Annotated in this window: 18 protein-coding genes, 1 tRNA gene and 5 pseudogenes; 17 read left to right on the top strand and 7 right to left on the bottom strand. The window is 71.4% G+C overall.

All coding sequences use genetic code 11. From position 1 onward, the window contains the following. Window positions 1–230 precede the first annotated feature (230 nt). From ABZ564_RS17760 to ABZ564_RS17775, 4 genes are read left to right on the top strand one after another with little or no spacing between them, the layout of a single operon-like run. Window positions 231–998 carry a (Fe-S)-binding protein gene (locus tag ABZ564_RS17760; protein ID WP_360856763.1) on the top strand — a complete coding sequence of 256 codons (768 nt, stop codon included), beginning with the start codon at window positions 231–233 and terminating at the stop codon, window positions 996–998. Further along, a complete protein-coding gene (locus tag ABZ564_RS17765) occupies window positions 995–2,536 on the top strand; it encodes a LutB/LldF family L-lactate oxidation iron-sulfur protein (protein ID WP_360856766.1) in 1,542 nt (513 codons plus the stop codon). Before ABZ564_RS17760 ends, ABZ564_RS17765 begins: the two co-directional genes overlap by 4 nt. Further along, entirely contained in the window at window positions 2,533–3,165 is a 633-nt protein-coding gene (locus tag ABZ564_RS17770) for an LUD domain-containing protein (RefSeq protein WP_360856769.1), read from the top strand. The genes ABZ564_RS17765 and ABZ564_RS17770 overlap by 4 nt, the downstream gene beginning before the upstream one ends. Window positions 3,166–3,202: 37 nt before the next feature. Continuing rightward, on the top strand, window positions 3,203–3,970 hold the full coding sequence (locus ABZ564_RS17775) for a sulfite exporter TauE/SafE family protein (protein ID WP_360856772.1): 768 nt from the start codon (window positions 3,203–3,205) through the stop codon (window positions 3,968–3,970). Window positions 3,971–4,152: 182 nt separating this feature from the next. Here ABZ564_RS17775 and ABZ564_RS17780 read toward each other — a convergent pair whose 3' ends face one another. Then, a complete protein-coding gene (locus tag ABZ564_RS17780; protein ID WP_360856775.1) occupies window positions 4,153–4,539 on the bottom strand; it encodes a hypothetical protein in 387 nt (128 codons plus the stop codon). Window positions 4,540–4,638: 99 nt separating this feature from the next. After that, window positions 4,639–5,133 carry a DUF309 domain-containing protein gene (locus tag ABZ564_RS17785; RefSeq protein ID WP_360856778.1) on the bottom strand — a complete coding sequence of 165 codons (495 nt, stop codon included), beginning with the start codon at window positions 5,131–5,133 and terminating at the stop codon, window positions 4,639–4,641. Window positions 5,134–5,242: 109 nt separating this feature from the next. Between ABZ564_RS17785 and ABZ564_RS17790 the strand changes: the two genes are divergently transcribed. Further along, window positions 5,243–7,876 carry an AAA family ATPase gene (locus ABZ564_RS17790; protein ID WP_360856781.1) on the top strand — a complete coding sequence of 878 codons (2,634 nt, stop codon included), beginning with the start codon at window positions 5,243–5,245 and terminating at the stop codon, window positions 7,874–7,876. A gap of 50 nt (window positions 7,877–7,926) precedes the next feature. After that, a tRNA-Pro gene (locus ABZ564_RS17795) sits at window positions 7,927–8,000 on the top strand. 97 nt (window positions 8,001–8,097) lie between these two features. Here the strand turns inward: ABZ564_RS17795 and ABZ564_RS17800 are convergent. Both ABZ564_RS17800 and ABZ564_RS17805 read right to left on the bottom strand, forming a co-directional pair. Then, window positions 8,098–8,376: pseudogene (locus ABZ564_RS17800) on the bottom strand (site-specific integrase); the annotation flags it as partial. 81 nt (window positions 8,377–8,457) lie between these two features. Then, window positions 8,458–8,796 (bottom strand): annotated as a pseudogene (locus tag ABZ564_RS17805) (ABC transporter); the annotation flags it as partial. A gap of 538 nt (window positions 8,797–9,334) precedes the next feature. On the opposite strand from ABZ564_RS17805, the gene ABZ564_RS17810 reads away from it, so the two are divergent. From ABZ564_RS17810 to ABZ564_RS17840, 7 genes and pseudogenes are all read left to right on the top strand, one after another. Then, the gene (locus ABZ564_RS17810) at window positions 9,335–10,585 is read left to right on the top strand and encodes an RCCLKC-tail radical SAM protein (protein ID WP_360856784.1); all 1,251 of its coding nucleotides are present in this window, start codon (window positions 9,335–9,337) and stop codon (window positions 10,583–10,585) included. A 29-nt stretch (window positions 10,586–10,614) separates the two neighbouring features. Next, on the top strand, window positions 10,615–11,874 hold the full coding sequence (locus tag ABZ564_RS17815; protein WP_360856787.1) for a GNAT family N-acetyltransferase: 1,260 nt from the start codon (window positions 10,615–10,617) through the stop codon (window positions 11,872–11,874). Between the two features lie 37 nt (window positions 11,875–11,911). Further along, the gene (locus ABZ564_RS17820) at window positions 11,912–13,018 is read left to right on the top strand and encodes a GTP-binding protein (RefSeq protein ID WP_360856790.1); all 1,107 of its coding nucleotides are present in this window, start codon (window positions 11,912–11,914) and stop codon (window positions 13,016–13,018) included. A 19-nt stretch (window positions 13,019–13,037) separates the two neighbouring features. Then, window positions 13,038–13,826 (top strand): methyltransferase domain-containing protein, encoded by a 789-nt coding sequence (locus ABZ564_RS17825; protein WP_360856793.1) that lies wholly within the window; start codon window positions 13,038–13,040, stop codon window positions 13,824–13,826. Between the two features lie 298 nt (window positions 13,827–14,124). Beyond that, complete coding sequence (locus ABZ564_RS17830) at window positions 14,125–14,895, top strand: aquaporin (RefSeq protein WP_360856796.1); 771 nt, start codon at window positions 14,125–14,127, stop codon at window positions 14,893–14,895. Beyond that, window positions 14,892–15,005, top strand: a pseudogene (locus ABZ564_RS17835) (NAD(P)-binding protein); the annotation flags it as partial. The gene ABZ564_RS17830 and the pseudogene ABZ564_RS17835, both read left to right, overlap by 4 nt. 117 nt (window positions 15,006–15,122) lie before the next feature. After that, window positions 15,123–15,503 (top strand): metalloregulator ArsR/SmtB family transcription factor, encoded by a 381-nt coding sequence (locus ABZ564_RS17840; protein ID WP_360856799.1) that lies wholly within the window; start codon window positions 15,123–15,125, stop codon window positions 15,501–15,503. Between the two features lie 41 nt (window positions 15,504–15,544). Here the strand turns inward: ABZ564_RS17840 and ABZ564_RS17845 are convergent. After that, window positions 15,545–15,691 (bottom strand): annotated as a pseudogene (locus ABZ564_RS17845) (phosphotyrosine protein phosphatase); the annotation flags it as partial. A gap of 616 nt (window positions 15,692–16,307) precedes the next feature. On the opposite strand from ABZ564_RS17845, the gene ABZ564_RS17850 reads away from it, so the two are divergent. Together ABZ564_RS17850 and ABZ564_RS17855 are read left to right on the top strand one after the other, a co-directional pair. Beyond that, window positions 16,308–17,570, top strand: coding sequence for an ATP-grasp domain-containing protein (locus tag ABZ564_RS17850; protein ID WP_360856802.1), 1,263 nt, complete (start codon window positions 16,308–16,310; stop codon window positions 17,568–17,570). Window positions 17,571–17,608: 38 nt separating this feature from the next. Then, window positions 17,609–18,073, top strand: a complete 465-nt coding sequence (locus ABZ564_RS17855) for a hypothetical protein (RefSeq protein ID WP_360856805.1) — start codon at window positions 17,609–17,611, stop codon at window positions 18,071–18,073. A gap of 180 nt (window positions 18,074–18,253) precedes the next feature. Here ABZ564_RS17855 and ABZ564_RS17860 read toward each other — a convergent pair whose 3' ends face one another. Then, complete coding sequence (locus ABZ564_RS17860; protein WP_360856808.1) at window positions 18,254–18,766, bottom strand: N-acetyltransferase family protein; 513 nt, start codon at window positions 18,764–18,766, stop codon at window positions 18,254–18,256. A gap of 130 nt (window positions 18,767–18,896) precedes the next feature. Continuing rightward, a complete protein-coding gene (locus tag ABZ564_RS17865) occupies window positions 18,897–20,024 on the bottom strand; it encodes a permease (RefSeq protein WP_360856811.1) in 1,128 nt (375 codons plus the stop codon). 398 nt (window positions 20,025–20,422) lie between these two features. On the opposite strand from ABZ564_RS17865, the gene ABZ564_RS17870 reads away from it, so the two are divergent. Both ABZ564_RS17870 and ABZ564_RS17875 read left to right on the top strand, forming a co-directional pair. Next, window positions 20,423–20,752 carry a metalloregulator ArsR/SmtB family transcription factor gene (locus ABZ564_RS17870; protein WP_229902042.1) on the top strand — a complete coding sequence of 110 codons (330 nt, stop codon included), beginning with the start codon at window positions 20,423–20,425 and terminating at the stop codon, window positions 20,750–20,752. Between the two features lie 17 nt (window positions 20,753–20,769). Further along, window positions 20,770–21,018 (top strand): annotated as a pseudogene (locus tag ABZ564_RS17875) (metalloregulator ArsR/SmtB family transcription factor); the annotation flags it as partial. Window positions 21,019–21,056: the final 38 nt, after the last annotated feature.

Below are 21,056 nucleotides of genomic sequence, written 5' to 3' on the forward strand. Positions count from 1 at the left end.
GTGGCTCTGCGACAAGGGCCGCTTCGCCTTCCGCTACGCCCAGCAGCGCGACCGGCTCACCACCCCGCTGGTACGGGGCGAGTCGGGCGAGCTGGTTCCGGAAGGGGTGTCGGCGCGGCGGCTCTTTCGTATCCCGTACTTCTGGACCCCGTGAGGAGGGAGCGTAGTATGGTCGGACCATAAGCCGGACGCGCGGCGCCCGCCCACCCAGAGCCATGATCGGGAGACCCATGCGCATCGGACTCTTCGCCACCTGTCTGGGAGACACGCTCTTCCCCGAGGCGGTGAAATCCACCGCGCTGCTGCTGGCCCGCCTCGGCCACGAGGTGGTGTTCCCGCCGGGCCAGACCTGCTGCGGCCAGATGCACGTCAACACCGGATACCAGCGCGAGCCGGTCCCGCTGGTGCGCAACTTCGCCGAGCAGTTCGGCGACGCCTCCATCGACGCCGTCGTCATGCCGTCGGGCTCCTGCGCGGGCTCGGTCCGCCATCAGCACGAGATCGTCGCCGAGCGGTACGGGGACGCCGCCCTGCGCGCCGGCGTCGCCACCGTCAAGGCGAAGACGTACGAGCTCTCCGAGCTGCTGGTCGACGTGCTGGACGTGACCGACGTCGGCGCCTACTTCCCGCACCGGGTCACGTACCACCCCACCTGCCACTCGCTGCGCATGCTCCGGGTCGGCGACAAGCCGCTGCGGCTGCTGCGGGCCGTCGACGCGATCGACCTCGTCGAGCTGGCCGAGGCGGACGCCTGCTGCGGGTTCGGCGGCACCTTCGCCGTGAAGAACGCCGAGACCTCGACGGCGATGCTCCAGGACAAGATGCGTCACGTCACCGCCACCGGCGCCGCCGTGTGCACCGCGGGCGACTCGTCCTGCCTGATGCACATCGGCGGCGGCCTCTCCCGTATCAAGGCAGGCACCCGCACCCTGCATCTCGCCCAGATCCTCTCCTCCACCCGCACCTCGCCGCACGTCCTGACGGAGGCCGCCCGATGAGCGCAACCTTTCTCGGCATGCCCGCGACCCCGCCCCGCTCCCCGTACGGCACGGGAAACCTGCGCGGCGACCGGAAGTTCCCCGCCGCCGCCCACGACGAGCTGCGCAACGAGCAGCTGCGCGGCAACCTCGGCCGCGCCACCCGCACCATCCGCGCCAAACGCCTGAACGTCACCGGCGAACTGCCCGACTGGGAGGAGCTGCGCGACGCCGGATCGGCCATCAAGACCGACACCATGAACCGGCTCCCCGAACTCCTGGAGGAGCTGGAGCGCAACGTCACCGCGCGCGGCGGCACCGTCCACTGGGCGCGCGACGGCGTCGAGGCCAACGAGATCGTCGCCCGGCTGATCCAGGAGACGGGCAGCGAGGAGGTCATCAAGGTCAAGTCGATGGCCACCCAGGAGATCGGCCTCAACGAACACCTCGAATCCCTCGGCATCACCGCGCACGAGACCGACCTCGCCGAACTCATCGTGCAACTCGCCCACGACAAGCCCTCGCACATCCTCGTCCCCGCGATCCACCGCAACCGGGACGAGATCCGGCAGATCTTCCTCAAGGAGATCCCCGGCGTCGACCCGGCCCTGGACAACGTCCCCGCGCACCTGGCCGCCGCCGCCCGCGCCTACCTGCGCGAGAAGTTCATGACCACCGGGGTGGCGGTCTCCGGGGCCAACTTCGGCATCGCCGAGACCGGCACCCTCTCCGTCGTCGAGTCCGAGGGCAACGGCCGGATGTGCCTGACCCTCCCCGACACGCTGATCACCGTCATGGGCATCGAGAAGGTCCTCCCGCGCTACCAGGACCTGGAGGTCTTCCTCCAGCTCCTGCCACGCTCCTCCACGGGCGAGCGGATGAACCCGTACACCTCGATGTGGACCGGTGTCACCCCCGGCGACGGACCGCAGACCTTCCACCTCGTCCTCCTCGACAACGGGCGGACCGCGGCCCTCGCGGACCGCATCGGCCGCGAGGCGCTCAACTGCATCCGCTGCTCGGCCTGCCTCAACGTCTGCCCGGTGTACGAACGCGCCGGCGGCCACGCCTACGGATCCACCTACCCCGGGCCGATCGGGGCCGTACTGACCCCGCAGCTCGCCGGCATGCACGCCGCCAAGGACGACCCCAACAGCTCGTTGCCGTACGCCTCCAGCCTCTGCGGGGCCTGCTTCGACGCCTGCCCCGTCAAGATCGACATCCCCTCGCTGCTGGTCGAGCTGCGCCATCAGCACACCGAGCGGTCCGGCACCACGGCCGAGAAGCTGGCCATGAAGGCGGCGGGCGCCGTGATGGGCAGGCCCGCCGTCTACACGGCCGCGCAGAAGGCCTCCCGGCTCGGCCGGGTCCTGGCCGGCCGGGACGGGAAGCTTCCGCACCTGCCGCCCCCGCTCTCCGGCTGGAGCGACAGCCGCGACACCCCGGCCCCGCCGAAGCAGACCTTCCGCGCCTGGCTGGCCTCGTCCGAGGGTGCGGCGGCCATGCGCGAGGCGTCGGCCGAGCACACCCGCAACCAGCAGCAGGAGGACGGCAAGTGACCACCGCCCGTGAGACCGTGCTCGGCCGCGTCCGGGACGCACTCGCCCTCGCACCCGCCGGCGAGACCCCCGTACCGCGCGCCTACCGAACCGGGCGCACCCTGCCCGACGAGGAACGCCTCGCCCTGTTCACCGACCGCCTCGTCGACTACAAGGCGCAGGTCCACCCCTGCACCGCCGACCGGACCGCCGAGGTCGTCGCCGAGGTGCTGCGGGACCGGGGCGCCACGCGGATCGGCGTGCCGCCGGGACTCGACCCCGGGTGGCTGAGCGCCTACGACGGCGAGGTCCGGCAGGACTCCGCGGACATCCCGGCGCCGCGTCTGGACGCCCTCGACGGGGTCGTCACCGCGTCCGCCGTCAGCTGCGCCGAGACCGGCACCATCTTCCTGGACGGCTCGCCCGACCAGGGCAGGCGGGCGCTGTCCCTGGTGCCCGACCTCCATGTGTGCGTCGTCGATCTGTCGACCGTGGAGGTGGGGGTACCGGAGGCGGTGGCACGGCTGGTGCCGGAGCGCCCCACCACCCTGATCAGCGGCCCCTCGGCCACCTCCGACATCGAACTGGAACGGGTCGAGGGCGTCCACGGCCCGCGCACCCTGGCGGTGGTGATTCGCACAGACGTTTAGGCGATCCCGCCGGGCGGGATTACGCTCTCTGCCTGGCATGGACACACTTACTCTCTGGCAACTGGCGGCGCTGGCCGCGGCATCCGCACTCGTCGGCTTCTCCAAGACCGCCGTCAGCGGCGCCAACACGATCAGCCTCGCGGTCTTCGCGGCGGTACTCCCCGCCCGCGAGTCCACCGGCGTGCTGCTCCCGGTCCTGATCGCCGGCGATGTGCTCGCCGTGCTCGTCTACCGGCGCCACGCGCACTGGCCGACCCTGCTGCGGCTCTTCCCGGCCGTCGCCGTGGGCGTGGTGGCGGGCACCCTGTTCATGATGTGGGCCGACGACGCCACCGTGCGGACCTCGATCGGTGCGATCCTGGTGTTCATGGCCGGTGTCACCGTCTGGCGCCGGCGGCAGGCGGAGGCGGTCGCGGAACCCGGGGCGAAGGACGGGCCACCGACCACCGCCGAGCGGCTCAAAGCCCGTTCGTACGGGGTGCTCGGCGGTTTCACCACCATGGTCGCCAACGCGGGCGGGCCGGTGATGTCGCTCTACCTGCTCTCGGCCGGATTCCGGAAGCTGGGCTTCCTGGGCACCTCCGCGTGGTTCTTCCTGATCGTCAACACCTCGAAGGTGCCGTTCAGCGTGGGCCTCGGGCTGATCGACGGCCAGTCCCTGCTGCTGGACGCCTGCCTGCTGCTGTTCGTGCTGCCGGGCGCCTGGCTCGGCCGCAGGTGCGTGGACCGGATCAACCAGCGGCTCTTCGAGCGCCTGGTGCTGGCCGCCACCGTCCTCGGCGGTCTGCAGCTGCTCCTGACCTGACGGTGGTACGCCGGTGGCCCCACGGACGCCCGTCCGCGGCGGCCGACCGGGGGCGCCGGTCGGAGGATGCCCTCCTCGCCCGCCGCCCGCCGCCGCGCGTTCCCCCACGCCGACGGCGTGCCGTACGGACGTCGCGCGACGAACCACCGCACGGTGGCCCGGGCACGTCTCACGGCGACGGCTCAGGGAATCAGCAGCCAGTCCGAGCCGATCGCGGCGACGAGCCCGACCGCCAGCAGCCAACTCCCCAGACGCGTACGCCCGTTCCGGCTCAACTCGACCACGATCCCGCAGAGGATCAGCGCCAGCCCGTACACCCCGACCACCAGGACGGAGGACCGGCTCGCGATCCGCAGCCCGAGCACCACCGCCATCGCCGCCATACCGGCCGACGAGAGCACGACGCGCAGCCGTCTCGCCTGGCGCGGAGTCAGCCGCCGCTCCCCGGTGTCCCCACCCTCCGTGAGGCCGTCCGCCATGTCGTCCCGCACGTCCTGGGCGGCGTCTTCGGCTATCGGCGCATCCACTACGGGGGCCTCCACGGCTCGGTCCTGGTCAGAAGTGCTCATGCCGCCGGATCGTAATGGCTCCACCGGGGCGTGTTCGCCGTTGTCAACCAACACCGTCGAAACCAGGCCGAGTTCACGGCACGGTGCACCTGGCTGCCGCTAGGAGGGGCCTGCCAGGAGCCTCGGGGCCTCCGCCGCCGCGTCCACCGGTCCCGCGCCCGCACGCTCCACCCGCGCCGCCAACTCCCGCGCCCAGCCGGCCAGCTCCCCGAGCCCCATCCCGTGCGCCTCGCCGGCCCCGTACGCCTCCAGCGCTGCCGCGCCCCGCCGCAGCAACCGCGCCCCGCCCGTCGCGTTGCCCCGGGCGGCATGGGTCAGGCCCACGGCCAGCTGGGCGAGCCCCCGCCACAACTCCCGTTCTCCGTCGGGGCCCGATTTCCAGGCGTCCTCGAAGACCTCGTGCGCGTGGAACGGCATCCCCGCGTCCAGCAGCCGCTGCGCCTCCCGGACGGTCTCACCGGCGGTGCGCTCGACACCCTCCGGCTGCCGTTCCACCCCCGGTGACCCGTACGGCAGCGGGCGTCCCAGCCCGTCGCGGGGGCGCGCGTTGTGCGCCCGTCCCTCGGAGTTCCGGTCCCTGCGTGTCTCGTTCACACCCCGATTGTGCCCCGCACCTGCGGCGAACTGGCCGAACCACTGTCGGAGCGACCCCGCGCGCGACTAGGCTCGGCCACCATGGTCACCACTTTGGGGGAGGGTAGGCATGAAGCCGTCCCGGCCGCTTTATGAGCGCGAACCGGAACTCGCCACTGCCGCGCAAGCCATCGACGCGCTCTGCGGGGCGCAGGCCACCGGCGGGCTGCTGATCTACAGCGGCGAGGCAGGCATCGGCAAGACCGCGCTCCTGGAAGAGATCCAGGCCATGGCGGCGGACCGGTGCACCATCTGGTCGGCACGCGGCGGTGAGACGGTCACCTCGGTGCCGTTCCACGTCGTACGGCAACTGCTCCAGCCCGCACTGGGCCAGTTCCCGCCGGACGACGTACGGGCCCTGTTCGGCCCCTGGTTCGACGTCGCCGCCCCGGCCCTGGGCCTCGCCGAGCCCTCCGGCCCGCAGCCCGATCCGCAGGGTGTGCGCGACGGCCTCGACTACGTCGTCAAGCGGCTCGCGTCCCGGCTGAGCCACCGTCCGCTGCTCCTCGTCATCGACGACGCCCACTGGGCGGACGGCGAATCCCTGGCCTGGCTCGCCTCGTTCACCGCCCGCCTAGGCGACCTGCGCGTCCTCGTCGTGCAGGCCCACCGCCCCGAGGAATTCGCCGCCCGGGAGGCCGCGCGCAACGCGGCGGGCGGCCATCCCACGCAGATCCGCGTCGCCCTGCGCGCCCTGACGCCCGACGCCACCGCCGAGCTGGTCCGCGCCACCCTCGGCGAGCACGCCGACGACCCGTTCTGCCGCGAGGTCTGGGCCGTCACCGGTGGCAACCCGTACGAGGCGGTCGAGCTCGTCGCCAAGGTCCAGGACCGCGAGCTGGTCCCGCTGGAGGAGTCCGCCGGGCTCCTGCGCGAACTCGGCGCGTCCGCCCGGGGCAGCGGCCTCGTCGCCCGGCTGGAACGGCTCGGCACCAACGCCAACCGCTTCGCCTGGGCGGCCGCCGTCCTCGGCACCGACATCTCCCAGGACCTCGCCGCGACCCTGGCCGGGATGAGCCCGGCCGAGGCGGCGGACTGCACCGCCCGGCTGCGCGAGGCCCGCATCGTCAGCGGCTTCGACCCACTGGAGTTCGTGCATCCGCTGATCGCCTCCGCCGTCTACCGCTCCATCCCGCCGGCCACCCGTACGGCCATGCACGGCAGGGCCGCCTGGGCGATCGCCCGCGCCGGGCTCGGCCCCGCCGCGGCCTCCCGCCACCTGCTCGAAGTCCACCCGGACGACGACCAGGAACTCGTCGAGCAACTGCGGGCCGCAGCGAAGCAGCACCTCGCCGTCGGCGCCCCCGAGGCCGCCCGGCGCTGCCTGGAGCGTGCCCTCGACGAGCCGCCGCGTCACGACGCACGCGCCACCCTGCTGTACGAGCTCGGCTGCGCGACGCTGCTCAGCTCCCCGGCCACCACCGTGCAGCACCTGCGGGCCGCCCTGGACATGCCCGGCCTCGCCGACGAGCTGCGGGTCGACGCCACCTTCCGGCTCGCCGCCGCGCTGTCCCACAACAACCAGCTCAAGGAGGCGGCCCTGACCCTCGCGGCCGAGGCCGAGCGCACGGCGCCGGGACCCGGCCTGATGCGCCTCCAGGCCGCCCACTTCCTCTGGGAGGGCATGCAGGCCACCGAGGAGGACGGACCGGGCCGCTCGCGCCGGCTCGCCGCCAACGCCGACCACCTCGCCGGCCGGGACAACGCCGAACGCGCCCTGCTCACCCTGCGCGCCTTCGACGCCATGCTGCGCGGTGAGAACGCCGAGGTCATCGTCGACCTCTGCGAGCGCGCCCTGGTGGACGGCCACCCCGCACGCGGACTCGGCTGGACCGATTCCGAGTGGGGCTTCGAGCTCCCCGCCATGGTCGGGATCACCTACGCCTTCACCGACCGCCTCGACCGCGCCGAGGAGCTCTTCGGCGAGGCGGTCCGGGCCTTCGAGATCTCCGGCTGGAGCGGCGCCCACCTGGCGTTCGCCCACACCCTCCTCGGCCTGGTCCACCGCCGCCGCGGCCGCCTCGCCGAGGCGGAGGGCTTCCTGCGCGAGGGGCTGCGCCTCGCGGACCGCGTCGGCAGCGGGCTCCCCGTCCACTGGGACGCCGCCTGCCTGCTGATCGACACGCTGCTGGCCCGCGGCCGGGTCCCCGAGGCCCGCAAGATCGCCGACCAGTACGACTTCGGGCTGCCCTACCCGAGTGCCATGGTGCTGCCGGACGCCCCCTGCGTCCGGGGCCGCCTGCTCCTGGCCGAAGGCCGTATCAAGGAGGCCGTGACCGAGCTGGAGGCGGCCGGGCGGGCGCTGGAGCCGCGCGGCAGGTTCAACGGCATCTGGGGACCCTGGGCCGGCGACCTGGCACGCGCCCTGGCCGACGATGACCCGGGCCGCGCCGCCCAGCTCGCCAACACCGCCCGGGTCCACGCGGAGCGGTTCGGCACGGAGACCGCCATCGGCGAGGCCCTGCGCTGCGTGGCCCTCTTCGCCCGCCCGGAGGAGGCCGTACACCTCCTGGGCGAGGCGGTCCGCCACCTGGAGGCGTCGCCCTCCGGCTACGAGTTCGCCCAGGCGCTCGTCGACTACGGCATCGCCACCCGCTCGCCCCGCGAACTGGCCCGGGCCCACAAACTGGCCACGGCCTGCGGCGCGGAAGGACTGGCCGCACGCGCTCAGCAGGCACGCGCGTCGATCAGGTCCTCCGAGTGAGGTAATGTTTGTCCTGCAGCCGCCACCCGGTCAGACCCGGGAAGCGGCAGCGGGACGTGGCGCAGCTTGGTAGCGCACTTGACTGGGGGTCAAGGGGTCGCAGGTTCAAATCCTGTCGTCCCGACTTTTCGAAGTCGCGGGTCAGGGGCCGTTTCGGAGCAATCCGAAACGGCCCCTGACCGTTTTTGGGGACCATTCGGGGACCAACTCGCCTTGACCGGTCAGCGGGCGACCACGATCGGGCCCGGCAGGGGCCGGGGTGCGCGGAGCATGCTGAGGTGCGCCGAGAGCGCGGCGGCGGCGAGCCGGGTGAGTCCGGTGTGCCGGAGGCCGTGGCGGCGCAGGTGTTCGTAGCCGAGTTTCAGGACGACGTCGTCCCAAGGGGGCGCGTCGCGCAGGACCGCGGTGGAGACACGGCCGCCCCGTGGGCCGGTGAACATGCGCGCGTCGGGATCGGGGCCGACGGCCAGGATGCGCTGGGCGACGAGGGGGCGGATCTTCGGGCCCGCCTGCCCCGCCGGGTCCGGACAGCCGTTCCGTTTGCTTCCTGCGGTACGGGCCGCAGGCTCGAGGGCCGAGGCCCGGGAGAGCCGTTGGCGCTGGCCGTTGGGCAGTGTCTGGGCCGGCGTGTCCAGCCGGTTGGAGATCTCGCTCCACCGGCCGGCCTCGCGCAGTGCCTGCTCGACACGGTCGTGCATCTCCGTCCGGGCCGCCCGCACCAGGTGACGGAGGCCGAACAGGGCGTTGCCAGGGTGCTGCCGCCGAAGACCACATGGGTCTGCGGTACCAGGACGACGGTGCTGCGCAGGCCGGTGTCGCCCTTGCCGTACCGGACGGGACGGGCCGAGGACCACCTCGCCCTGACGGCGGAGCCCGTGGGGCAGCAGGTCGACCAGGGCGCGCAGCACGGTGGACTCGCCGGCGCCCGACTGGTGCTCGGCCCGCTCCCCTTTGCAGGGCCTGAAGCATCAAGGCATCGGTATCCGCCCACCCGCTGACCCCGGGTGCGGACCGTGAGGCCGTGGGCGAACGTTACCGCCTCCGAGTCTCCCCGGCGACACCTTGATGGGAGAAATCATCGATGTTCGGCGATTGAATTTGAGTCACACACCGGGGTGGTGGAGGGCGCTGTCCGGGGTCGGTCACGAATTCCGAAGCCGTAGGGGCATCCAGTCGAAACCTTCGCCCTCGGCGGCTTCGAGCTGTGTGAACAACAGGGTTCAAGCGGATGACCTCTCTTCGCAACCAGCCACAGAGGAGGGCGAATCGGGGCAGCGCCACTCTGCGGCAACGGAAGGCCGAGGAGATGGCCTTTGAGTCATTCATCGATCTATTGACATACATCGCTCAACGCTGGCAGGGTTCCGGCCGTCGGTCGACAGCGTCGTTACCGACCTGGGCTCCGACCCGGCCGCATCTCGATCCGTCACGCTCCTTGATCACTCCTTAGGGGGAAGTGTGAGTAGTCCCCGTGTTCTGGTGGCCTCCGCGTTCGAAGCGGAGCTCCAGCCCTTGACGTCCGCGTGCGCGGCCGCCGCTCTGCAGCAGCACGGTGCCGACGTCGTCGGCTGGGACGCACACCTGCTTCCCGACGCCATTCCGGAAGGTCCCTTCGACCTCACGCTCGTCTCGGTCCAGCAGTTCGAGGGCCTCGAACGGGGGATCGACCTGGCACGCAGGGTCTCGGAGGCGTACGGCACCACGGTCGTGACCTTCGGCCAGTACGCGCAGATGAACCACCGGGAGTTCCTCGACGTCGCCGACGGCATCATCATGGAGGAGCCCGAGCTCATCAGCGAGGAGCTGGCCCAGCTCGCCGCCGGCACCATCGCGCTCGACGCGGTGCCCGCCCTGATGACCCGCACGGGCATGCGGACCAAGCCCCCGCGCCGGCGCATCTCGGTCACCAAGCCCGCCCGGGACCTGTTCCCCTCCCTCGTGCACTACCCGGCCCACCACTCGCCGTTCGGCCTGATGGGCAACATCGAGGCGTCCCGCGGCTGCCACCACAAGTGCACGTACTGCTCCGTCTACGGCGCCTACGACGGCGGTGTCGCCGCCTACGACGCCGACAGCGTCCTGGCCGACGCCCTGCAGCTCGCGGAAGAGGGCGTCCGGCACTTCTGCTTCATCGACGCCGAGTTCTTCAACTCCCGCACCATCGGCATCGGTGTGGTCGAGCGGCTCGTGGAGGCCATCGGGCCGATCACGTTCGAGTTCACGACGCGCGTCGACCACGTCCTCGACTACACCAGGGAACTGGAGAAGCTCGTCTCGCTCGGGCTGCGCCGCGTCACCTGCGCCCTCGAGTTCCCCTCCAACCGCATCCTGCGCATCTTCGACAAGCACATCGACGTCGACCACATGCGCGAGGCGGTCGCCGAGGCCGAGCGGATCGGCTTCGAGCTGTACCCGACGTTCATCCCCTTCACCCCGTGGATCGAGTACGAGGAGCTCCTCGGCTTCGAGGACTGGCTGGTCGAGACCGGCCTCGCCCGCGTCACCGACCCGACCGCCCTGCAGACCCGACTGCTGCTGTTCAAGGGCTCCCCGCTGCTCTCCTCGCCCTGGATGGAGGACATCGCCACCGTCGACCGCGGCTTCTGGGTCGAGTGGACCCACCCCGACAAGCGCGTCGAGGAGCTCTGGCAGGAGCGCCGCACCGACGCAGAGGACGCCGGCAAGATCCGCTGCTGCGTGAAGTGCTGACCTCCCGCTCACGAGAAAAGGACACCGACATGGGTGGATCACCCCGCGTCGTCATCTCCACCGGTCAGGCACTCCCGGACATGGACTGGACCGGCGAGCTCGCCGGCCTCACCGACTCGTGGCCGTACCTCGGCCCCACCTGGCTGCGGGCCACGGAGAAGGTACTCCCCGACGTCCAGCCCTGGCACACCCTGGCCCATCGCGCCCGCGGCGAACTGGCCCTCCTCCCCGGCTACATCCTCACCACCCCGCCGGTCGTCGACCACGAACCGCGCACCTACCTGGGGTGGCAGGCACCCTCCGGTGAAGAGGTGTGCTGCGGCGCCGAGACCGACGCCGCGCGCAGCGCCGAGGTCGACGCCCTGGGAACCGAGCCCTTCTTCCCGACGCTCCTGCTCGGCTCCCCCCTGGGCTACCGCACCGAGGTCGCCTACAACTTCTGGACCCCCACCCTGATGGGGTCCATCATCGACAAGCTCGTGCCCGCCGCCTTCGAGGCCGGCGTCCGCTGCATCGTCGCCCCCTGGATTCCCAGCCGGCGCGGCAACGACGCCCTCGTCGACGCGCTCGACGCCGCCGGCGCGTCCACCACCTTCTGGGGCTATGAGGACTTCATGAGCCTCGACGCGCCGAACTGGGAAGGACACCTCGCCGCCCTGCCGCTGAAGAAGCGCCAGCGCATCAAGGGCGACGTCCGCCGCGCCGAAGCCGCCGGCGTGACGATCGAGCGCGCCGACGGCACCGGAATCCGCCCCTACGTCGCGCGCATCGCCGAACTCACCTGTCTCAACCGGGAGAAGAACGGCGCGGGCGAGGAGCCCGAGCACATCGTCGGCGTCCTCTCCGCGCTCATCGACGAGGGCGCGGACGTCCGCGCCTACCTCGGCTACAAGGACGGCGCGCTGGTCGCCACCTGCGTCACCATCCGCAAGAACCACCGCCTCTTCCCGAAGTGGGCCGGCTTCGACTACGCCGCGATCGGCGAGCGCAGCGGCATCTACTTCGCCCTCGTCCTGGACGCGCCCGTCCGCGACGCGTACGCCGAGGGCCTGCGCACCGTCGAGTTCGGCGCAGGCGCCCACCAGGCGAAGGCCCTGCGCGGCTGCACCCCGCGCGAAGTCCGTACCTCGATGCTGCTCTCCGACCCGGCGCTGCGGCCGCAGGCGAGCGCCTGGCTCGACGCCTTCGGCAGCAGCAGGCGCGTCGCGTTCGGTGCCGCGTCCCCCGCCCCGGCCCAGCCGGCGGACCTGCCCCTCCTGGGCGGCTCCGGCGACAGCTGCTGCGGCTGATCCCACCCGACACCACGACAAGGACGAGAAGGACCACATGATCACCTTCATCCCCCTGACCGGATTCCTTGGGGCGGGCAAGACCACGACCATGACCGCCGCCGCGCTCGCACTCCAGGAGCAGGGCCGCAAGGTCGCCGTCATCACCAACGACCAAGGGGTCGAGCTGGTCGACACCAAGCTGGTGCGCAGCAAGATCGACAGCGTCGCCGAAGTCACCGGCGGCTGTTTCTGCTGCAAGTTCGAGGACCTCGTCGAGGCCATCGTCGCTCTGGTCGCCTCCGACAGCGTCGACACCGTGATCGCCGAGGCCGTCGGCAGCTGCACGGACCTCCAGGCCACCGTCGTACGACCGCTGCGCCAGTACTACGGCGACGACATGGTCGTCGCCCCGCTGACCACCGTCGTCGACCCGCTGCGGCACCTGGCCTTCGCCCGCGCCGCCGAGCGGGGCGAGCCGGAGTCGGACCTGTCGTACCTCTTCCGCCAGCAGGTCACCGAAGCGGATGTCATCGCCGTGAACAAGCTGGACACCATCAAGGCGGACCGGGCCGAGGAACTCCTCGCCTCGCTCCGCGCGAGCAACCCGAAGGCGACCGTCGTCGGATACTCCGCCACCACCGGCGCTCACCTGGAGAATCTGCTCGACGCGTGGCAGGCGCCGGCCACCAACGAGGACGTCGTCCTCGACATCGACTACGACCGCTACGCGGCCGCTGAGGCCCAGCTCGCCTGGATGAACCAGGACCTCGACCTCACCGCCGCCGGGGACGGGTTCGACGCGACCGCCTGGGCCCGCACCGTCCTTCAGGAGCTGTCCGTCTGGGCCGCGGAGCACGACGCTGTGATCGGCCACGCCAAGATCACCGTGGAGACCGCCGACGGGGACTTCGCCAAGCTCAGCCTCACCGAATCCGGCGCGCAGCCCACCCTCGACCGCGCCACCGAGGCGAACGCGCCGACTGGCAGGGCCGTCGTCAACGCCCGCGTCGCCTGCGAGCCCGAGGCCCTGGACACGGCCGTCACCGAGGCGGTCAGGGCCGCGGACCTGGCCACCGCCGTCACCTCCTCGGCGACCTCCCCGGTGTCGTTCAAGCCCTCCTACCCGCGCCCCGTGCACCGCCTCGCCCCCGCCGGTGCCTGACCGAGAAGGACCACTCGTCATGAGCGACACCACCACCGCCGGCAGCCTGCAGGAAGAGGTCCGGGAGTACTACCGGGCCAAGGCCGCCGAAGCCGAGACGAGCGGCGCCTGCTGCTCGCCCGACCCGCAGACCTTCGGCCCCGCCGCGTACGACGAGATCGGCCCCGGCACCGCCCCGGACGCCGCCCTCCTCGCCAGCCTCGGCTGCGGCAACCCGAGCGCCGTCGCCGAACTGCGCGAGGGCGAGACGGTCCTGGACCTCGGCTCCGGCGGCGGCCTGGACGTCATCCTCAGCGCCCGGCGCGTCGGCCCCGACGGCCGCGTCTTCGGCCTGGACTTCCTGGAGGAGATGCTCGCCCTCGCCGCCCGCAACGTCGCCGACGCCGAGATCGACAACGTCGTCCTCCTCAAGGGCACGATCGAGTCCATCCCGCTGCCGGCCGACACCGTCGACGTGATCATCTCCAACTGCGTGATCAACCTGTCGCTGAACAAGCCCGCCGTCTTCGCCGAGATGGCCCGCGTCCTCACCCCCGGCGGCCGCCTCGGCATCAGCGACGTCGTCGCCGAGGACCGGCTCAGCCCCGAGGAGCGGGCCGAGCGCGGCGGGCACAGCCAGTGCATCGCCGGCGCGCTGTCCGTCTCCGAGTACGAGGAACTCCTCGAGGCGGTCGGCCTGAAGGACGCGGAGGTCGTCTTCACCCAGGAGGCGGCCGACGGCCTCCACGCCGCGATCATCCGCGCCCACAAGCCGGTCGACAGCACCGTCGGCGCGCAGGAGTGCGAGCCCGGCGGCACCTGCTGCTGACCATGTCGTCACACCCGGGCCGTGGCCGGAGCCCAAGCTTCCGGCCACGGTTCGCACGGCCGTGCTCGTCTGCGTGCCGGTCCCGGCGCGCGCAACGTCCGACAGGAGCGACGACGTCCCCATGGACGCGTGCCCCTGACGGGCGCCAGGGGCACGCCGCACCGCACGGCCACCGTCCAGGAGACCGTCGCCACACCTGCCGGCTGCCTCCATTCGCTCGCGATCGCGGCCGGACGGCCAAGCCCCTGAGGGCACGGCCGGTCCGCTTTCGCCTCACCTGTCCGAGGAGATCCGACCCGTGACCGTCATCGAGCCCGCTGCGAGCGACGCCATAGCCACCGCCCCGTCGCCGCAGCCCGCGCCCGGCGCCACCCCGCCCCCTACCCCGCTCGTCGCACGCGCGGCCGCCGAGCTCGTCGGCACCGCCGCCCTCGTGGCGGTCGTCGTCGGCTCCGGCATCCAGGCCACGCAACTCACCGACGACGTGGCGCTGCAGCTCCTCGCCAACTCCACCGCCACCGTCTTCGGCCTCGGCGTCCTCATCGCGCTCCTCGGCCCGGTATCCGGCGCCCACTTCAACCCGGTCGTCACCCTGACCGAGTGGTGGACCGCTCGCCGCGGGGGTGGTGGCGTGACCGCCCGCGAGCTCGCGGTGTACATCCCCGCCCAGATCGTCGGCGCGATCCTCGGCGCGATCCTGGCCGACGCCATGTTCGGCGAGCCGCTGGTGAAGTGGTCCACGCACGACCGCTCGGCCGGGAACCTCCTCCTCGGCGAGGTCGTGGCGACCGCCGGCCTGATCCTGCTGATCTTCGGCCTGGCCCGTACCGACCGGTTGCGTTTCGCGCCCGTCGCGGTCGCCTCGTACATCGGCGCGGCCTACTGGTTCACCTCGTCGACGTCGTTCGCGAACCCGGCGGTGACCATCGGCCGGGCGTTCACCGATACCTTCGCCGGCATCGCCCCGGCCTCCGTCCCGGCGTTCATCGGCATGCAGCTGATCGGCGCGGTCGTGGGCCTGGCACTGGTCGCGGTCGTCTTCATGCGTGGCAGGAGGGCCGGCGAATGACGCGCGTCGTGGACGTCGTCGTGATCGGCGGCGGGCAGGCCGGACTCGCCGCCGGCTGTCACCTGCGCCGCCTCGGCGGTCTCGACTTCGCCGTCCTGGACGCGCAGGCCGCCCGGGCCGGCGAGACCCTTCCGCGATGATGCCGTCCGGGTGAACGAATGGTGAACCCCTGGCGGATATCGATCCTCGGATTCGCGTGCGATCTTGTCGGATCGTATGGTGTCCGGATGGCAACTCCGCCGACGAGCATACCGATCGAGGACGTGAACGAGGAGCGATGCGTTCCGTGCTCCCCAGGGCTGCTGATCGACCGCGGCGAAGTCGACTTGCTGACCGCCCAGTTGAAAGCAATGGCCGACCAGACCCGCCTCCAGATCGTCCACCTCATCGACCAGGCGCCGGCCGGAGAGCTCTGCGTCTGTGACCTGACCGAGTCGCTCGACCTGGCCCAGCCCACGGTGAGCCGTCACCTCAAGATCCTCACCACAACAGGGCTGTTGCGCCGCGAACAGCGAGGAACCTGGGCCTGGTTCTCGATCCGCTGGGATGCTCTTCGGAAGCTCCGGAAGCATGCCTTCCCCCGAGGTATCGACTGCTCGCCGCTCTGACCGTTCTGGTTCCACGCACCGCCGCGGCGTCCCTCTCCCCTGTCGATCCCGGCTTCGCGCATCGCTTCGTCCGCAGCCGGATGCACCGCCGAAGCCGGCGCGGAGCCCGCCGAACGGGCCTCGATCCGGCCGCCGGCCAAGTGGCGAAGCCATGCTGCGGCCATCTGGGCCCGGCCGGTGTTGTGGACGTGAAGTCCGGCCGGTGTTGTGGACGTGAAGTCCGGCCGCTTCTCCTTCGAGCGCCCGCGCGGCCTCGACGTCCGCTCACCCGTGACCCTGCGGGCTGCGGATCGCGATTCGTGCGCGAACGCTACTCCCTACTCCCTTCCCGCCTCTCTGGCGACCCCGGCGCAGGTGGGTGGGCCACGCAGGCGACCGCGTCGGGCGGGTCGGATCCGGAGCTGTCCGCCACGTCCGAATCATCGATGGTCACTGATCGGTTTTCGCCGCGTTTCGCGCGTCCCGGGCGCCACCTTGCAGTCCTGACGGCGGAATTCGCAGGACTGCAAGGTGCGTGGGCGCCCTTGGCCCTTACTGGTCTCATCTGCATGAACACCCACGCTGGGTAACCTGACTGGCTTTCGCAAGCACCTGCAAAGGTGGGCGAACCAGGGCAGGGGCACCGTGCGGCGGTGACTCGGGCAAGGGGTGATCCTTCAGTCATTCATCGATCTATTGACATACATCGCTCAATGCTGGCAGGGTTCCGGCCGTCGGCCGACAGTGCTGTTGCCGACCTGGGCTCCACCCCCTCCGTCGGCCGGCCTCGGCCCCGACCACACGTCGACGCAAAGGTTCCCCGCCATGGCCGCCACGCCCCACCCGCACGCGTCTACCACCGAGGCACCGGTCCTGCTCCTCATGGGCAGCGGCGACCGCCGCTACCGGGAGTACATCGTGGCGGCCGTCTCACGCCACTTCCGCCTGTGGCTCCTCGACGCCCACGAGCCGAGCTGGCAACTGCCGTACGTGGAGGGGACCTCACTCCTCGACACCAAGAACCTCGACGAACTTCTCGTCGAGGCGAAGAAGGTCATGCAACGGCTTCCCGTCGCAGGGGTCTTCACCTACGACGAGTCCCTCGTGCACGCCGCCGCGCGCCTCGCCGAAGAGCTCGGCCTGCCCGGAAGCGCGCCCGACGCGGTGCTCGCCTGCCGCGACAAGGCGACCACCCGGGCACGGCTGACGGCAGCCGACGTGCCGCAGCCGGCCTGCACCCCGGTCTCCACGGCGGCCGAGGCGCGCCGTGCGGCCGACGCGACCGGCTACCCCGTGGTGGTCAAGGCCCGTGGACTCGCCGGCAGCCTCGGTGTCGTCCGGGCCGACCACGGCGACGCTGTCGAAGCGGCCTTCGAGGCGGCCAGCTCCGCCAACTGGCCCGGAGTACCCCGCTACGAGGCCGACGTCCTGGTCGAGGAGTACCTCACCGGTCCCGAGATCAGCATTGACGCGGTCGTCGTCGACGGCGTGTGCACCCCGATGATCGTGGCGCGCAAGCAGGTCGGCATGGACCCGTACTTCGAAGAGACCGGCCACACCGTCGACGCCGCCGACCCCCTCCTCCGGGACTCCGAACTCCTGGACCAGCTGCACCGCATCCACAAGGCGCTCGGCTTCCAACGCGGCGCCACGCACACCGAGTTCAAGCTCACCCCCCAGGGTCCCCGCCTCGTCGAGATCAACGCGCGCCTCGGCGGCGACTTCATCCCTCTCATCGGGATGCTCGCCACCGGGACCGACCCGGCGGTCGCGGCCGCCCACGTGGCGGCCGGGCTCACCCCCGAGACCGTGCCGAAGACGCGGAGGACCGCAGCCATCAGGTTCCTCTACCCGGAGGCCGACTGCGAGGCAGTCGAAGTGACCGTCCGTAACGACCTCTTCGGGCCCACGGTGCACAGCGCGGTCGCGACGGCAGGCCCCGGCACCCGGCTGGCCCTCCCGCCCCGGGCGTACATGAACCGGTACGGCTACGTCATCGCCGTCGGCGAGGACCACGAGCAGGTGACCGCCGACGTGGACGCCGCGCCCACCCTGGTCGAACTGCGGTCGCGCCCTCTGGCCGACTGACCGGTTCCACCTTTCAGGCCTCCGAGGAGCCGCCGCCCGTGAGCAAGCCCTCCGGCCAGCCGTCACCGCGCGGGGACGACAACGCGATCGTCACCCTCGACCAGCGCGCGCTGCCCCACGAGAGGCGGCTCCTGCGCCTGGACGCCGTGGACGACGTCATCACAGCCATCACGACACTCGCGGTACGGGGCGCCCCCTCCATAGGTCTCGCGGGCGCCCTGGGCGTCGCGCTCCAGGCGTACGCCCACTGCTCACCGGGCATCACCGGCGACGGGCAGGAGGCCGTGCGCGCCGACGCACAGCGGCTCGCCGCCGCCCGCCCGACGGCCGTCAACCCGGCCTGGGCCGTCGACCGGGCACCCGGAAGCCGTCCTCGCGCGCGAACTCGCCCTTTGCCACACCTCCATCGCCCTCGTCACCGAATACGACGCGGCGTGGAACGCGGGGAAGGCGTCTCCCGGGACGAGGTCCTCTGGTCTTCGGCGCGAACGTGGAGCGCCTGAAGGACCTGGTCCTGCAGACCGTCTCCGTCCTGGACCGCGAGAGGCGTTGCGGATGCGCAGCGGCGCTCGACGGCATGGATCTGCCCTTCGGGCTTCCCTGCCACCGTGGTCGGTGCGGGCACGATCCGCACCGCCCACGAACCTGCGGCCCGATGCCGGTCACCATGGTGACCGGCATCGTCATTCCACGACCGGGCTACGGCGCTCCACCAGCAGGACGTCGCGCCAGACGCCGTGATGGCGGGCCACGCGTTCCCGCCGGCCGAGGACACGGAATCCGGTGGACTCGTGCAGGGCGAGGCTCGCGCTGTTCTCGGGAAAGATGCCCGCTTGGAGCGTCCAGATCCCCGCCTTCTCCGTGGAGACGATCAACGCCTCCAGGAGCGTGCGCCCCACGCCGGTTCCGCGCGCGGTGGGACCGACGTACACGGAGTGCTCGACGACCCCCGCGTACGCGGGCCGGGCCGAGACACGGGACACCGCGGTCCAGCCGACCACCCGCCCGTGCCCGTCGAGTGCCACGAGCCGGTGCGCCGCGAGCTTGGCGGTGTCGAAGGCGCTCCACGGCGGCGCGGTGGTCTCGAACGTGGCGTTGCCCTCGTCGATGCCCTGCTGGTAGATCGCCATGACGGCCGACGCGTGGTCGTCGGTCATCGGGGCCAGGGTGACTCCGGGGTGCGGGGGTGTGGTCATGCGTGCTCCTTGCCTCGGCGCGCTCCCGCCGGACAGGGTACGCACGGTGTTCGTCAGCGGGTACGGCGACGCTCCTGCGGCGTCGGGGGCCGCCGCAGGAGCGTGGGTGGGGGCGAGGAGGAGTACGGGGTCAGAGCAGGGGCAGCGTAACGAGGCCGACACCCATGCTTCCGAGGAGGCCCACGCCGAGGTAGAAGGCGAAGACCTTCGTCTTGACGACGCTCTTGACGGCCACCATGGCCGGGATCGTCGTGATGGCACCGCCGAGGAGGAAGGTGACGCCGGCCGCCGCGACCATGCCCTGGTCCAGGAGTCCCTCGACGACCGGGATGGCACCGACGCCGTTGAGGTAGAGCGGGACGCTGATGAGTGCGGCGATCAGCACGGAGAGGACGCCGTCCGTGCCCAGGACGCCCGAGACGACATCCGTGGGTACGTATCGGACGATCAGGGCCTCGAGGACGATCGCCAGGAGCAGCCACTTGCCCAGGATCAGCGAGTCGCTGACGATCTCCTTCAGGATCTCGCCGGCGTGGAGGTTCTTGATGTCGCGCCGTACGAGTACGCGCCACGGGGTGCCGTCGTCGTCCGCGTCGTTCCGCGCGGCGGTGGAGCAGCCACCGGCCGCAGGAGCGGGCTCGGCCTCCTGGGCGGCACCGCCGCACCGGCCGGCAGCACTGCCACCGCTGTCACTTCCGCCTCCGACGGTCACGGTCTCGGGCACGGTCGTCTTCGCCGCCGAGCACGCGGTCTCCGGCACGCTCACCGCCTCCTGCGAGCAGCTCTTCGCGGGCGCCTTCTCCTCGGTGGAGGCGGTCAGCGGGTCCGCGAACCGTCCGCGCCGTTCGAGCGCGAGAACGATGAGGCCCGCGCCGAAGCTCAGCACCAGGGCGCCGATGAGACGGGCGGTGGCGACGGGGAAGCCGAGCTGGGCGGCGGAGAGCGCGTAGATCTCCGGGTCCATGGAGGGGGAGGCGATCCAGAACGCCATCACGGCCGAGAGCGGGACGCCGGCTATCAGGAAGCGGCGGATCAGGGGGATCACGGTGAAGGAGCAGAAGGGGCTGAACGCTCCGATGGCCGTGACGATGACGATGCCGAGGACGCCCTTGCGTCCGTGGGCGAAGCTGCGGCGCGCGACCACGTCGATCGACAGACGCTGTACGGCGATTCCCAGGACGATGGCGACCAGGAACCACGGGAGGTAGTGCAGCACCTCGAACAGGATGAACAGGCCAAGGGCCCGCAATTCGTCCACGGGTGAACCTCTCTGAGACGGTGACACACGAGGGGAGCGGCGCCGTGAAGGTGCATACGGGGGACGTGGCGAGCCGCGTGGGGAGGCCCGATCCGCATCCCCTTTATCGAATATCGATGATAGACGATTAAATGGGTGTCCGGCAATGGGTGTCCGGTGCCCCTCGTCGCGCCGAAGGGATCCGTCTCGCGCTTTCGGTGGCGGCAGCCGGGGAGGGGAGTTTGTTCCCAGGTCGCACCGATGCGGCCGCCTTCCATGTGGCGCCTGCGCAGTCGCTCGTGCCGGCGGTTTCGGGCGCGCATGAGGTGCCGACGAGCCCCCGTGGGCCCTCCGTAGGTCCCCTCTGCGCGGAACGAACCTTGCCGTCGCGGGTGGTCATCGAATAACATCGATGAATCATGAGCGGTACGATGAATGCCCAGCTGATCGACCGAAGCACGGCCGAGTCCTACGCAACCTGGTTCAAGGCCCTCTCCGACCCCACCCGCGTGCAGATCCTCAATCTCCTCGCGCTGGCTACCGGGCCGATGAGTGTCGGAGAGATCGTGGACCGGATGGGCGTTGGACAGTCGACGGTGTCCCACCACCTGAAGCTGCTCGCGGACGTGCGTTTCGTCCTGCGCGAGCGCCAGGGGACCTCGATGCTCTACTCCATCAACGTCGCCTGCGTGGCCTGCTTCCCCAGCGCTGCCGACGCCGTCATGGGCCGTCCCGCGGCTTCGGCGTGAGGACCGACCCCCTCCTGTCCAAAGTGGCCTCACATCCCAACGGTGAGGCATGCGTCTGCGACATAGCCGACGTCGGCGTCTCCCAGCCCCCGGTCAGCCACCATCTGAAGAAGCTCCGGGAAGCGGGCATGCTCACCTCCGAGCGGCGCGGCACCTGGGTGTACTACCGCCCGGCGCCCGGCGTCCTGGCCTCGCTGGGTGCGGTCCTCGCCGGCACCGAAAAGGTCGGCAAGGAAGAGATCTCCCTGGTGGCCCTGGTCTCCTGACGTTCGGCGCCGCTGTACCTGAACCCGGGGCGGCGCCG

This window comes from Streptomyces sp. NPDC019224 (assembly GCF_040632605.1).
GTDB lineage: Bacteria > Actinomycetota > Actinomycetes > Streptomycetales > Streptomycetaceae > Streptomyces.

Excerpts from the sequence above, each read along its gene's own strand:
- ABZ564_RS17760 (WP_360856763.1), top strand. The coding sequence starts at position 231 with ATGCGCATCGGACTCTTCGCCACCTGTCTGGGAGACACGCTCTTCCCC.
- ABZ564_RS17765 (WP_360856766.1), top strand. The coding sequence starts at position 995 with ATGAGCGCAACCTTTCTCGGCATGCCCGCGACCCCGCCCCGCTCCCCG.
- ABZ564_RS17775 (WP_360856772.1), top strand. The coding sequence starts at position 3,203 with ATGGACACACTTACTCTCTGGCAACTGGCGGCGCTGGCCGCGGCATCC.
- ABZ564_RS17780 (WP_360856775.1), bottom strand. The coding sequence starts at position 4,539 with ATGAGCACTTCTGACCAGGACCGAGCCGTGGAGGCCCCCGTAGTGGAT.
- ABZ564_RS17790 (WP_360856781.1), top strand. The coding sequence starts at position 5,243 with ATGAAGCCGTCCCGGCCGCTTTATGAGCGCGAACCGGAACTCGCCACT.
- ABZ564_RS17815 (WP_360856787.1), top strand. The coding sequence starts at position 10,615 with ATGGGTGGATCACCCCGCGTCGTCATCTCCACCGGTCAGGCACTCCCG.
- ABZ564_RS17820 (WP_360856790.1), top strand. The coding sequence starts at position 11,912 with ATGATCACCTTCATCCCCCTGACCGGATTCCTTGGGGCGGGCAAGACC.
- ABZ564_RS17825 (WP_360856793.1), top strand. The coding sequence starts at position 13,038 with ATGAGCGACACCACCACCGCCGGCAGCCTGCAGGAAGAGGTCCGGGAG.
- ABZ564_RS17840 (WP_360856799.1), top strand. The coding sequence starts at position 15,123 with ATGGCAACTCCGCCGACGAGCATACCGATCGAGGACGTGAACGAGGAG.
- ABZ564_RS17850 (WP_360856802.1), top strand. The coding sequence starts at position 16,308 with ATGGCCGCCACGCCCCACCCGCACGCGTCTACCACCGAGGCACCGGTC.
- ABZ564_RS17860 (WP_360856808.1), bottom strand. The coding sequence starts at position 18,766 with ATGACCACACCCCCGCACCCCGGAGTCACCCTGGCCCCGATGACCGAC.
- ABZ564_RS17870 (WP_229902042.1), top strand. The coding sequence starts at position 20,423 with ATGAGCGGTACGATGAATGCCCAGCTGATCGACCGAAGCACGGCCGAG.